This window comes from Aurantibacter sp. UH7 (assembly GCF_056839165.1).
The window spans coordinates 331,441-345,177 of sequence record NZ_CM166388.1 but is presented as its reverse complement, the minus strand read 5'-3'; the positions used below and the strand labels follow the sequence as shown (position 1 = coordinate 345,177).

The 13,737-nt window shown below is 35.2% G+C and carries 9 protein-coding genes; 5 read left to right on the top strand and 4 right to left on the bottom strand.

The window, feature by feature from the left end; translation table 11 throughout:
- The first annotated feature begins 86 nt into the window (after positions 1–86).
- Positions 87–1,517 carry an arylsulfatase gene (locus tag UH7x_RS01420; protein WP_482361943.1) on the top strand — a complete coding sequence of 477 codons (1,431 nt, stop codon included), beginning with the start codon at positions 87–89 and terminating at the stop codon, positions 1,515–1,517.
- 6 nt (positions 1,518–1,523) lie between these two features.
- On the opposite strand, the gene UH7x_RS01415 is transcribed toward UH7x_RS01420, so the two are convergent.
- Positions 1,524–2,405, bottom strand: coding sequence for a phytanoyl-CoA dioxygenase family protein (locus UH7x_RS01415; RefSeq protein WP_482361942.1), 882 nt, complete (start codon positions 2,403–2,405; stop codon positions 1,524–1,526).
- A gap of 149 nt (positions 2,406–2,554) precedes the next feature.
- Here UH7x_RS01415 and UH7x_RS01410 point away from each other — a divergent pair, with 149 nt between their 5' ends.
- From UH7x_RS01410 to UH7x_RS01400, 3 genes are read left to right on the top strand one after another with little or no spacing between them, the layout of a single operon-like run.
- Positions 2,555–4,207: a UxaA family hydrolase gene (locus tag UH7x_RS01410; protein ID WP_482361941.1), complete on the top strand. Its 1,653-nt coding sequence runs from the start codon at positions 2,555–2,557 to the stop codon at positions 4,205–4,207.
- A 38-nt stretch (positions 4,208–4,245) separates the two neighbouring features.
- Positions 4,246–5,694, top strand: coding sequence for a tagaturonate reductase (locus UH7x_RS01405; RefSeq protein WP_482361940.1), 1,449 nt, complete (start codon positions 4,246–4,248; stop codon positions 5,692–5,694).
- A gap of 9 nt (positions 5,695–5,703) precedes the next feature.
- The gene (locus tag UH7x_RS01400) at positions 5,704–6,531 is read left to right on the top strand and encodes an amidohydrolase family protein (RefSeq protein WP_482361939.1); all 828 of its coding nucleotides are present in this window, start codon (positions 5,704–5,706) and stop codon (positions 6,529–6,531) included.
- 4 nt (positions 6,532–6,535) lie between these two features.
- Here UH7x_RS01400 and UH7x_RS01395 read toward each other — a convergent pair whose 3' ends face one another.
- Both UH7x_RS01395 and UH7x_RS01390 read right to left on the bottom strand, forming a co-directional pair.
- Entirely contained in the window at positions 6,536–8,059 is a 1,524-nt protein-coding gene (locus tag UH7x_RS01395; protein ID WP_482361938.1) for a DUF1501 domain-containing protein, read from the bottom strand.
- A 15-nt stretch (positions 8,060–8,074) separates the two neighbouring features.
- Positions 8,075–11,317 carry a DUF1553 domain-containing protein gene (locus UH7x_RS01390; protein ID WP_482361937.1) on the bottom strand — a complete coding sequence of 1,081 codons (3,243 nt, stop codon included), beginning with the start codon at positions 11,315–11,317 and terminating at the stop codon, positions 8,075–8,077.
- 225 nt (positions 11,318–11,542) lie between these two features.
- Here UH7x_RS01390 and UH7x_RS01385 point away from each other — a divergent pair, with 225 nt between their 5' ends.
- Positions 11,543–12,406, top strand: a complete 864-nt coding sequence (locus UH7x_RS01385) for a helix-turn-helix domain-containing protein (protein WP_482361936.1) — start codon at positions 11,543–11,545, stop codon at positions 12,404–12,406.
- Here the strand turns inward: UH7x_RS01385 and UH7x_RS01380 are convergent.
- The gene (locus UH7x_RS01380; protein WP_482361935.1) at positions 12,403–13,707 is read right to left on the bottom strand and encodes a Gfo/Idh/MocA family protein; all 1,305 of its coding nucleotides are present in this window, start codon (positions 13,705–13,707) and stop codon (positions 12,403–12,405) included. The genes UH7x_RS01385 and UH7x_RS01380 overlap by 4 nt on opposite strands.
- Between the last annotated feature and the right edge of the window lie 30 nt (positions 13,708–13,737).

The window sequence follows — 13,737 nt, the reverse complement described above, 5'->3', positions numbered from 1 at the left end:
GATATTTTGATACTTGATTCTTAAATTTTGATTCATGTTGAGTTGTATGTGAATGTAAAACTATAATTTTATGAAGAACAAGAGATATGAAAAACATATTATATATTATTAGTGTCTTAATCCTAATTTCCTGTAAAGAATCAAAAAAGGAATCAGTTGCAATTAAGCAAGAACAGAAACAGCCTAATGTTATTTATATTCTTGCAGATGATTTGGGGTATGGAGATTTGGGTTGTTATGGTCAGCAAATGATTAAGACACCAAATATTGATAGGATGGCTGCAGAAGGCATGTTATTTACGAATCATTATGCAGGGAATACAGTTTGCTCCCCATCTAGGGTTTCTCTATTAACTGGTTTACATCAGGGTCATGCTTCTGTAAGGGGGAATTATAAAAATGAATTGACCGCGTCGGATTTCACTATTGCTGAAATGTTTAAGAATGCTGGTTATGAAACTAATTTAATTGGAAAATGGGGTTTAGGAATGGTTGGGACAGCTGGTGAGCCCGATAAACAAGGCATTGATAGCTATTTTGGGTATTTGAATCAAACTAGAGCGCACAATTATTATCCGGATTACCTTATATATAATGGTGAAAAACTTCAGTTAACGAATGAAGTTATTTATCTGGATAACGAAAAATCAAAAGGTATTAAAAGCTCAGCAACAAAGAAGAATGATTATTCCCATTCCATTTTTATTGACTCAGCGCTTACTTATTTAAGTAAACCAAAAACAAAACCATTCTTTTTATTTCTTCCTTTAACCATACCACATGCAAATAATGAGGGTAAATTAACGGCCGAACATGGTATGGAAGTTCCTAATTTGGGAATATATGCTGCTGAAGATTGGCCGGAGGCCGAAAAAGCTAAAGCGGCTATGATTAGTTTGCTTGATGCTGATGTTGGCCGAATACTTGCCAAATTAAAGGCTATTGGAATTGAAGAAAATACATTAGTCATATTTACGAGTGATAATGGTCCGCATCAAGAGGGTGGGGTAGATGCTGATTTTTTCGATAGTAACGGACCGCTTCGAGGTAAAAAGCGCGATTTATATGAAGGTGGTATTCGTGTACCTTTTATAGCTAGATGGCCCGGAAAAATAAAAATGAATACTAAATCTGATTTGCCTTCAGTTTTTTACGATATGATGCCAACTTTTGCTGAAATTTCGAATGATACAACTTCTATTGCATCAGATGGTCTTTCTTTTGTACCAACTCTTTTGGGTGATTCTGAAAATCAGAAAACTCATGATTATTTATATTGGGAGTTCTCAGAAGGTAAACATGATGCTCAAGCAGTTATAGCAGGTGATTGGAAATTAATTCATAAATATCACTCCAATACGTGGGAACTATATAATCTTTCTACTGATATAGGCGAACAATCAAACTTAGTTGCTGAACATCCAGAAACTGTTGAAAAACTGCAATTATATATCAATGAGGCCCATGTGTATGATGAAGACTATATATTAGAAGGTGAAGAAGCACCTTTCAATTAATTAAATCTATTGTTTTTCATAAATCAACGGGAAAAATTTTCCTTCCATTTTCTTGCCTTTAGCAATTTTCGGCACTTTTTGTAAAAGTTCATCATCGGTATTGCTAATAGTTCCGTCTGCAAAAACGTTTAATACAAAGGCTCTGCGACTCATTTTGGATGTATTCTCGTAAGAACCATGTACCATTAATGGGTGATGAAAAGTTCCGTATCCTTTTTTCATTTCAATAGCTACAGGTTTAAATTCAGCTTTTTGTTCAGCGGTTAAATAGTTCATTAATCCATTCATATCGCCTGCTAAAGAAGGGGCATCTAATAATCCCCATTTATGACTTTTAGGAATATAGTGTAAACATCCATTCTTAGTAGATGCATCATCAAGACCTGTCCAGCATGTTAAATGCTGCATTGCTATAGTACGTGTCCAATACGAGTAATCTTGGTGCCAAGCCACGACACCACCATGTTTGGCAGGTTTGCAGAATAATTGGTCGTGCCAAAAACGAACTGATTTATCTTCAAGTAATTGATGTGCGGCCATTGCAAAAGCAGGATTCCAAATTACATCATGAAACCCTGGAGTTATACGCCAATGTCCTAATGAATGAAATAAAACGGTATTTGGGTCTTCTGACTCATTACTATGAAATTCATAAAATAAATGATGTCCAGGATGTTTTGGGTCATTTATTTCGTCTAGTTCTTTGCGCAAAATATCAACCTGCGCATCATTTAATAATTTGATACCAGAAACATATCCCATTTCATGAAAATGTGAAATTTGTTCTTCAGTCAAACGATATTGATCCCATTCTGCTTTGGATTTAGGCCAATTAAACATCTTTGAAATTAAGGTATGCTTATCGGCTAAATCTGTTACAGTTTTCATTGTTCTTATTTTTAATGAGTTCTCTACTCAAAAATATACTTCAAAATCGTATTTTTAGCTACTTAATTCAAAATAATTACAACCTTAAAAAAAAATGGTGTGATTTACTTGGATTATAATTTATATAAAATGATAATTTTTTAAGAAGTATGGCAACGAAATTTATACAGATTCACCCTAAAGACAATGTTTTAGCGGCGCTCACTGATTTATCAGCAGGAACAAATATTGAACATGAGGGAAGTGCGTTAACGTTAACGACTGATACTCAGGCGAAACATAAATTTACTATTAATGACCTTAAGGTTGGTGATGATATTACTATGTATGGTACTTTGGTTGGCAAAGCCACTAAGCCAATTGCTAAAGGTGAAACAATTACTACTGATAATGTTGTACATGCTTCATTAGAATACGGAGTAGGAGGAGTAAAAGAAGATTGGCTAGCCCCTGATGTTTCACGATGGAAGGATAAAACATTTAACGGCTACCATAGAGCAGATGGAAAAGTTGGTACAGCCAACTACTGGCTCGTAATACCTATGGTTTTTTGTGAGAATAGAAATGTTGAGGTGATGAAATCTGCTTTGTTGAAATCTTTGGGTTACCATATGACAACGGATTTTATTGTTGATACAGAAACGCTTGTTGAAAACTATAAAAATGGAGCATCAGCAGATGAACTGGTCAATGTAGATATTATCAAAACTCCAGAAGATATAAAGCAAAACCGTACATTTCCTAATGTTGATGGAATTAAATTTTTAACGCATGAAGGCGGTTGCGGTGGTTTTCGTTTAGATTCAGAAACACTTTGTAATTTATTTGCTGGCTATATTACGAATCCGAATGTTGCTGGAGCAACGATCTTAAGTTTAGGGTGCCAAAATGCTGAGGTTAGGATAGTTGAAGAAAGAATTAAAAAACTTGATCCTAATTTCTCGAAACCACTATATATATTAGAACAACAGAAAAGTATAAGTGAACGACACTTTATTGAAGATGCCGTTAAAAAAACATTTTTGGGCCTTATTGAAGCTAATAAAACAGAACGCAAACCAGCTCCTTTAAGTAAATTGGTTTTAGGTCTTGAATGCGGTGGATCCGATGGGTTCTCTGGTATTTCTGCAAATCCAGCTTTGGGTCATGCGTCAGATTTGTTAGTTGCACTTGGTGCAACAACTGTATTATCTGAATTTCCTGAATTAAACGGTGTTGAGCAAGAATTAATAAATAGATGTGAAACAGAAGCTGGTGCTAAAAAGTTTACGGCTTTAATGGATACCTATTCTGCTAGGGCGGTCGCATTAGGCTCCGCATTTGCTGATAACCCTTCTCCTGGGAATATTAAAGACGGACTTATTACCGATGCAATTAAATCTGCTGGTGCTGCTAAAAAAGGTGGAACTTCACCTGTTACTGATGTATTGGATTATACAGAGCCCGTGAATAAAAAGGGACTGAATTTACTATGTACTCCTGGTAACGATGTTGAAAGTACGACAGGTCTTGCAGGATCGGGTTGTAATGTTATTGCTTTTACAACTGGTTTAGGTACCCCTACAGGTAACCCAATTACACCAGTGATAAAAATGTCTAGTAACGATGCACTTGCAAAACGTATGAAAGATATTATAGATTTTAATACCGGAGGGGTAATTACAGGAGAAGCTACGATAGAATCAAAAGGGGAAGAGCTTTTGGATTATATTATTGAAGTGGCTAGTGGAGAAAAAGCTCCGGCAGCTGTTAGATTAGGACAAGAAGATTTTATTCCTTGGAAAAGAGGTTTATCATTATAGAAAAACTTTCTTTTAGAAGGTGATATTTAAAATATAACATGCAAAAATTAAATAGAAATACAGTTCAAGGGCTAAGTCCATTACCCATAAAAATAATGCAATTTGGCGGGGGTAATTTTTTACGTGCCTTTGTCGACTGGATGGTACAAGTCTTAAATAAGGAAACTGAATTTAATGCAGGGGTTGTTGTTGTAAAACCTACTGAAAGAGGTGATTACAGCGAATTAAAATCTCAAGACGGATTGTTCACAGTGGTGTTAGACGGAATTAAGAATGGTGAATTAGTTGCTGAAAAAACAATTGTTGATTGTGTGCAGAATGTGGTACATTCCTATAACGAATGGGATGCTTATTTAGCCTTGGCTGAAAATTCCGATTTGCGTTTTGTAGTATCGAATACTACCGAAGCGGGAATTAAATTTAATAGTGATGATCAGTTTGATGCTAATCCGCCACAAGAATTTCCAGCAAAATTAACCCGTTGGTTGTACCATCGATTTCAATATTTTAAAGGAGACTCTTCAAAAGGATGTATTTTATTACCCTGTGAATTGATCGAAAATAATGGTGTAGAATTAAGAAGAGTTGTGCTACAATATGCTGATCATTGGAATTTAGATTCAGATTTTAAAGCATGGATCAATACTTCAAATTATTTCTGTAGTACATTGGTAGACAGAATAGTATCTGGTTTTCCTAAAGAACGCGCTGATGAAATTTTGGCTGAAACAAATTATGAAGATGAACTTTTAGTCGCTGGCGAATATTATCATAGTTGGGTAATAGCTGGGGATCAGATTGTTCAGGATGAAATGCCGTTCGCTCAGACAGATTTGAATGTTGAATTTGTAGATGACCTTGGTCCTTATCGTGAAATGAAAGTGCGTATACTTAATGGTGCACATACTTCAATGGTCCCTGTTGGGTATTTGGCAGGAATACGTTTTGTGAAAGAGGCAATGGATGATGATATCGTTTCCAATTTTGTGGAATCCCTGTTAAAGGAGGAGTCTGCAAAGACCTTAGACTTTCCACTGGAAGTAAAGCAAAAGTTTATTGCCGCAGTTTTAGATCGATTTAGAAACCCATTATTAAAACATCAGTTAATCAGTATTTCTTTAAATAGTACTTCGAAATTCGTAGCACGTTTGTTGCCGACATTAAAAGATTACTATGCTAGTGAAGGTGTGCTTCCCAAAAGAATTGTATTTGGACTTTCAGCTTTAATTCGTTTTTATAAAGGTGAATTCGATGGCGAGCAAATTGATTTAAACGATGACCAAATAGCTTTAGATTTTTTTAACTCCGTTTATTCTAAATTGGATACTGATGAAATTTCATTGTCTAATGCAGTTGATACTATTTTGAGTAATTCAAGTATTTGGGGTGAAGATTTAACCTTGCTAAATGGATTAGCAGAAGCAGTATTACATAATATTCGAAATATTGAAAGTAAAGGAGTAAGAGATTCAATTCAACTTTTATAAATAATAAACATGGTAGTAGATTCACATCAGCATTTTTGGAAGTATGAACCCACAAAACATTCGTGGATTGATGATGATATGGCGAATATTCGACGTGACTTTTTACCTGAAGATTTAAAGGGAGTATTTGCGAAAAATGGTGTTGATGCATGTGTTGCAGTACAGGCAGATCAGACCTTAGCAGAAACAGATTTTTTATTAGAATTAGCAAATGCTAATGGTTTTATTAAAGGTGTAGTAGGGTGGGTAGACCTTCGTTCTGAGAAAATAGATGTTGATTTAGAAAAGTATCATTCCGAAAAAAAGATTAAAGGATGGCGACATATTGTACAAGGTGAAACAGATCATAACTTTTTAATTCGTAAAGATTTTTTAAGAGGAATTTCGTTTTTAGAGAAGTACGATTACGTTTATGATATTTTAATTTTTCCGCATCAGTTAGGAGCTACCTTAGAATTTGTAAAACAATTTCCGCATCAAAAATTTATTATTGACCATATTGCTAAGCCGTATATAAAAGATGGATTTTACGATGGTTGGGCTGCACTTATGAAAGAAGTCGCAAAGCATGAAAATGTACATTGTAAATTATCGGGAATGATTACAGAAGCAGATTACAAATCATGGACACCTTCTCAAATTGAACCATATATGAATTTGGTGTTAGAAGCTTTTGGACCTGAAAGAATCATGTTTGGTTCTGATTGGCCAGTATGTTTAGTTGCCGGTGAATACAGTGATGCTAAAGGTTTGGTTACAAACTTTATTTCAAATTTAACCGATTCTGAACAGCACGCTATTATGGGGGGTAATGCTATGAAGTTTTATAGTTTATAAAAACTTAAGTCAATAAATCTTTTACCACATGCCCATGTACATCCGTCAATCGATACCTACGACCTTGATGTTTAAAAGTTAAACGTTCATGATCCACGCCAAATAAGTGCATTAGTGTCGCATGAAAATCGTGCACGTGTACTGGGTCTTTTACCACGTTGTAACTAAAATCATCCGTTTCTCCATGAGTGTACCCCGATTTTACCCCTGCGCCGGCCATCCACATTGTAAATGCTTTTGGATGATGGTCACGACCATAATTTTCTGGAGTTAACTGACCTTGCGAATAAACTGTTCTTCCGAATTCTCCGCCCCATACGACTAAGGTGTCTTCTAACATTCCTCGTTGTTTTAAATCTTTAATTAGCGCAGCATTTGCTTGATCAGTTCGTTTACATTGTGCTTTTACGCCTCCCGGACAACCAATATGTTGGTCCCAACCTTGGTGATATAATTGAACAAATTTCACATCTTTTTCTAATAACTTTCTAGCCATTAAACAGTTTGCTGCATAAGTGCCGGGATCTCTACTGTCTTCGCCATACATTTCAAAAATGTAATCAGGCTCATCAGACATGTCGGTAACCTCGGGCACCGAAGTCTGCATCCGAAATGCCATTTCATATTGCGCCATACGCGCTTTTATTTCTGGATCACCATAGGCATCATTTTGCACGTCATTTAGTTTTCCTAAATAATCTAACATTTGTCTGCGATCTTGACCATCATAATTTTCAGGATTACTTAAATATAAAACTGGGTCTTTACCAGATCTAAATTGTACGCCTTGATGTTCAGTAGGTAAAAACCCATTTCCCCAAAGTCTTGAGTACAGCGGTTGTCCACCCATATTTTTTGTAATCAAAGTAATAAATGTGGGTAGGTTTTCATTGTCTGAACCTAGTCCATAACTTAACCAGGAACCGATTGAAGGCCTTCCTGCAAGTTGATTTCCAGTTTGCATAAAAGTAATGGCAGGATCATGATTTATTTGATCGGTCTGCATCGATTTAATAAAACATAATTCATCTACAACTTCCGAGGTGTAGGGTAGCAGTTCACTTGCCCAAGCTCTTGAATTACCATGCTGTTTAAAATCGAAAATGGAGGGTGCCATCGGAAAGGTGGTTTGTTCAGCACTCATAGCAGTAAGTCGTTGTCCTTGTCGAACAGAATCAGGCAAGTCTTGGCCATACATGTTTTTTAATTTTGGCTTGTAATCCCACATATCTAATTGTGAAGGTCCGCCACTTTGAAAAAGATATACGATGCGTTTTGCCTTAGGTAAATGATGCGGTAAGCCAAGCCTATTTTTATTATAAGACTTTAGCAGTGCATCGGCGCTGGTTGCATCTAAATTACTTCCCTTAACGGAAGCCCAAGCTTTATCTGCATTTAAAAGAGATCCTAATGCAATAGCTCCCAAACCCATTGAAGTCTTTGTTAAAAAGTTTCTTCTATTTAATTGATCTTCAACTTTTTGAAGGTCTTTGTTGTTTGATCTTACAATATCATGATTATTACACATAAGCTTGCTTGTATTTTATCTTTTTGTTATTGCTGCATCAGAATTCATAATGGTACTTGCTACTACTGCATTCGCTGCTACCATTGCCTCATCGTTTTTATTAGAAATACGAAACGCTCCAGTATTTAACCAACCATTGGTTTTTGACTTTTCTGATTTAAACTTTTCATATTCCACCTGTTGTAAATCGGCTAATAATTTTAGTTCGTTTTCGGTAGCACTTCTACCAGTAAGTTTTTTGTAAACATCACTTAGTCCTTCTTTAATATTTGAATAGGAAAGCATGCTATATCCTAAAACTCTAGAAGCTTCAACGTATGTTGGGTCATTCATTAAGACCAAAGCTTGCAAAGGAGTATTTGTTTCTTGACGTCTAACGGTACAGAAAGCTCTTTCGGGTGCATCAAAAGTTGCAATAGTAGGATTAGGTACCGATCTTTTCCAAATGGTGTACATACTTCTGCGGTATAATTTTTCACCAGTATCTTCTTCATATGCTGCTCCATTTATTTTCCACAATCCTTTTGGTTGATATGGATTTACACTTGGTCCGCCAACTGCATAGTTTAATAATCCAGAAGCAACCAATGCATTGTTTCTCATCATTTCGCCAGTTAGTCTTATTGATGGACCTCGGGCTAGTAATCGATTTGGTTTGTCTACCGCAAGTACTTCTGCACTTGCTTTTGAAGACTGACGGTAAGTATTTGACATTACTATTAACTTGTGTAAGTTCTTAACATCCCAACCAGATTCCATAAATTCAATTGCTAACCAATCGAGTAGGGCAGGGTGACTAGGTAATTCTCCTTGATTGCCAAAATCTTCAACTGTTCTTACTATGCCAGTGCCGAAGATATTTTTCCAATACCGATTTACGGCAACCCTGGCAGTTAAAGGATTTTTCTTACTCGTAACCCATTTTGCTAATCCTAGTCTGTTTTTTTCTAAACTGTCTGGAAAGGCAAATATTTTTTCAGGTGTGTTTGGGAAAACTTGGTCTCCATACACGTCATATTGACCACGCTCTAAAACAAAAGTTTCTCGAGGTGTTTCCATTTCCTTCATTACCATTATTTCTTGAACACGTTCTGCACTGTCATTTTGAATCTTTCGTGTAGAAGCTAAATCGTTAATTGATTGTTTATACGATTTGGAATTGTTGTTTAGATAATAAGTTTTTAGGTTCTTTTTGTTGGCATCTGTTAATTCAGCATATGATTTTGATAGAATTATTTGTAGCGCGTCATTATTGCTAATTTGATTAACTTCTAAAGCGTTCAATTCTTTTGAAAAAACTAAAATATTATCTACAGCAGCCCCACCTATTCCTTTTCCGCGCCAACGAGCACCAATTTGTAAGCCAGGCTCTATTGGGTGTTTGTAAATGAAATCTTCATAGGCGTTGAAAATAATATCCTTATATAAATTGTCAACACTAATTTCTGTCTTAAGCTCTTCGCCATTCATAAATATTTTAAGACCATTTGCCTTGCTGGATCCGTCATACGTCATCGTTAATTGAATCCATTCATTTTTAGGAATTTCTTTTGTACTGAGCTCAACAATTGCATTATCTGGCCATACATGAGCTAACATTATTTCTAACTTATTTTCTTTCAATGCTAAATGATAACCGCGATAACTATGAAGTCGCGTACCGTAGTTCTTATGAAATATTACACCATTATTTAAGCTCTCCGGTACTTTAATGTTGATGCCTATACTAAATGGTTCGCTTCTTCGAAAAACACCAATTTTTCCAAGATCTAACCATGCATCCCCGTCTAGTTCTAAACCTTGATTAGTAAAACCTTCAACTATTTTAGCTGTTTGTTTTGGTGAATATTGTCGATTCATTTTTCCTTTTTGAGAAGGATTTAATGTGTTGTTAAGATTTCCGTTTTTGAAATCTACTTTGGCAATAAGATTAGTGGGTGAACTATTTTTATTAATTTTTTTATAGCCCTCAGATGCAATCCATTGTTCAGCTTTGCTTTCTTCAGAGGTAACAATTTGTTCAATGTTTTTTTCTTTTTCAACCAACAGATTATCTATATAAGCTAGAAATTTTTCTTGCTCATCCGTGGGAAGTAAAATATTCGGAACAGGCATAGACCAATCCCATGGTATTTGACCAGATTCATTTACATTATTAAAAAAACTATACATTTCGTAATAGTTTTTTTGAGAAATAGGGTCATACTTGTGATCATGGCATTTTGCGCATGCCATTGTTAGGCCTAAGAACCCTTCACTAACTACATTGGTTCTGTCGGAAACATACTCAGATCGAAATTCCTCATCAACTATACCACCTTCTAAATTTTGCGGATGTAAGCGATTAAATGTAGTTGCCAAAAGTTGTTCTTTGGTAGGATTCTTCATCATATCACCTGCCAGTTGCCAACTTAGAAACTTGTCATATGGCATATTCTCATCAAAAGACTTTATTACCCAATCACGATATGGAGAAACGTCTCTATACCGGTCAACAGTATAACCATGTGTATCTGCATAACGGGCTAAATCCATCCAATCTAAAGTCAATTGTTCCGCAAATTGTTTGGAAGCGAGTAACCGATCTACTTGTTTTTCATAAGCATTTGTAGCGGTATCACTGATAAAATTATTTATTTCTTCAAGGGTAGGCGGTAAGCCTGTTAAATCAAAACTTAACCTTCTAAGAATAGTTTCTTTGTCCGCTAATTCATTGGGTTGCAATTTTTCTCTTTCTAATTTGGCTAATACAAAATTGTCAATTGGATTTATGACATTTTTTTTTAGCTTTACATTAGGAGGATTCTGTTTTGTGGGAGAAATAAATGCCCAATGATCTTTATACTCCGCCCCATCTTCTATCCAACGAACCAATACAGCCTTTTCATAATCGGTTAGTGTTAAATATGATTCTGGAACAGGCATTATTAATTCTGGATCACTTGATAAAATTCGCTTTACAAGGTCGCTCTTACTCGCATTTCCTGGAACGATTGCATGGTTGCCAGGATTGTTCTTTGATTCTTTATAAGCTAAATCTGGAAGGTGTAATTGTAACCCAGCCGATATTTTAGCTTCATCAGGACCATGACATAAATAGCATTTATCTGAAAGTATTGGTTTTACATGTTGATTAAAATCAATTTGATTAGGGAGTTTGTCATATGCAAGAGCAACTTTTTCAGGTAATTCAGGTCCACCACATGATGCGAATAATACGATGATGAATATTGGTAGAATTATGCTGATTTTTGACATGGAATTGTATTCTATTGATCTAATCCAAATCTAGTGTATTTTAATGCTAAAATTCTTGTATAAATCAGGCTATGAATTGTACATTTCCGATGTTTTAATGCAGTAGTGTAAAGCCAAAGTTATTTTATTTTTTATAAATTACTCGTATCACTGTTGTTTTATGAATGTTAATTTTAGTTTCAACTTTTATTAGTATGGTATTAATCCGATAAGATTTTTTGAATAATGAATAAGATTCTACAGTCGTTAAAACTTGATTTACTGCACACGGGACATGTGCAGTTGGACAGTACATGGGACTATGATAATGTAATAAGTCCATTTTCAAGAATGTATTTAATCACAGATGGTAACGCTAAAATTTTTCATAGTTATGAAGAAGTAAACTTAAAAGCGGGCTTTATTTATTTAGTACCAAGCTTTACATATAGTCGTTATAAGTGCAATTCATTTTTGGATCAATATTACATTCATTTTTTAGAAGAAATAGGAGATGGTTTATCCGTTTACGACATTAAGGATTTTATTTATGAATTGAAGGCTACTGATTTTGATGTACAATGCTTTAAGCGGCTTTTGGAATTACAACCAAGTAGAAGCCTTAAGATTATTGACGTTAAAAAGTATGACAATCAAGATGCCATAGAATTCATAAAAAAGAATAATAAAATGCAACCTGCGTCCAAATTACTGGAAACCCAAGGTTTGTTAAGATTACTTTGTTCTCGTTTTATTAAAAATGAAAAAGTTAATAAGACACTTGTAAAACCTGGATTTTCTGATGTGTTAAATTATATTAAGGAACATTTACATGAAGAATTGTCAATAGCAGAATTAGCAAAAAACTATAATTTGAGTTCAGATCATTTTTCTCGTGTTTTTCAACAAAAATTTGGAATTCGACCAAGTAAATATATACAATCGGTACGAATAGAACGTTCGGAAACATTGTTGATTACAACGAATAAGACCTTGGTTGAAATAGCGGAGTTAACAGGTTGGAATACAGTTTCTTATTATACCCGGATGTTCAAAAAAGTTAATGGTAAAACACCCGGGCAATTTCGAAGAGAAAGATTAAGTAATTAAAACTTTCTGTATTTTCTTTTCTTCATTTTATTAGCTTCTTTATCACCAATAAATTTCTCTTTCTTAGTATCCCAATCTAAAGGTCTACCTAATTGATATGCTATATTACATATATTACCTACTGTAGCAGAACGGTGTCCAATTTCTACATCACATAAGGGTTGACTTCTATTTTTTATGGCATCAATCCAATTTTGAAAATGATTACCTCTAGAACCATCTAGGACTGTCTTAGAAGTTTCTAGTTCTGCAGTTAAAATTGTTGGTGGATCAGTTTCTAAATAGCTTCTGCTAATATCTAAATTTCCTTCGCTCCCAATAAACCGAACGCCCCAACCACGACCAAAATCTTCATGATACATTTCAATACCGTTTTCATAAATCATTTTCATTCCACGTACAGCATTTTTATCGGTAGGAGGCTCGAATCGAACAGGACCAGAACGGTCCATACCTAGTGCCCATTGAGCAATATCAAACATATGTGCCCCCCAATCGGTTAGAATGCCACCACCCGTTTCTCTAAATTTTCGCCAATCAGGAAAGAATGCATCACTAGTTGGTGGTGAAAGTCGATAATTATAAGGTAAAAGTGGAGCAGGGCCACACCAAGCATTCCAGTCTACTTCTTTTGGAGTTGGTTCGGATTTCATATTAAAAGGAATTGCAGGGTCACCAACATTAACCAAAACTTTAGAGACTTCGCCAATATATCCTTTACTAACTAATTCAACCGCTTTTTGAAATTTCTGCCATGATCGTTGCATGCTGCCAACTTGTAAAATGGCACCCGTTTTTTTTGTTGTAGAAACCATGTCAATTCCTTCTTTAATGGTCAAAGTCATGGGTTTTTCGCAATACACATCTTTGCCAGCTTTCATAGCGGCTATCGCCTGTATTGCATGCCAATGATCAGGTGTTGCTATAATTACCGCATCAACATCTGGGCGAGCTAATAGCGCTTTATAATCACCTGTTGTCGATACACCTTTATAGTTACTCTGATTTCTTTTTTCGGCATATAATTTTTCTACATGACCTTTAAACCATTCATTTTTTGTTGTCCAGACATCGGATCCAGCTACAATTTGCACATTTGTTTTTTCAGCAAAATCTTTAGCTAGACTACCTCCTTTTTTACCTAATCCAATAATTCCCAAATTTATTTTATCGCTTGGTGGTACAAAACCTTTACCAAGAACAAACCGAGGTACTATTGTAATCGCACTAGCTGTAAGTGCCGTTCTTTTAATAAATTTTCTTCGAGTTAAATCACTTTTTGTTTTTTTTGAATGTTTCATGTTCTTAGGTTTTGGTCGCGTGGATTACTA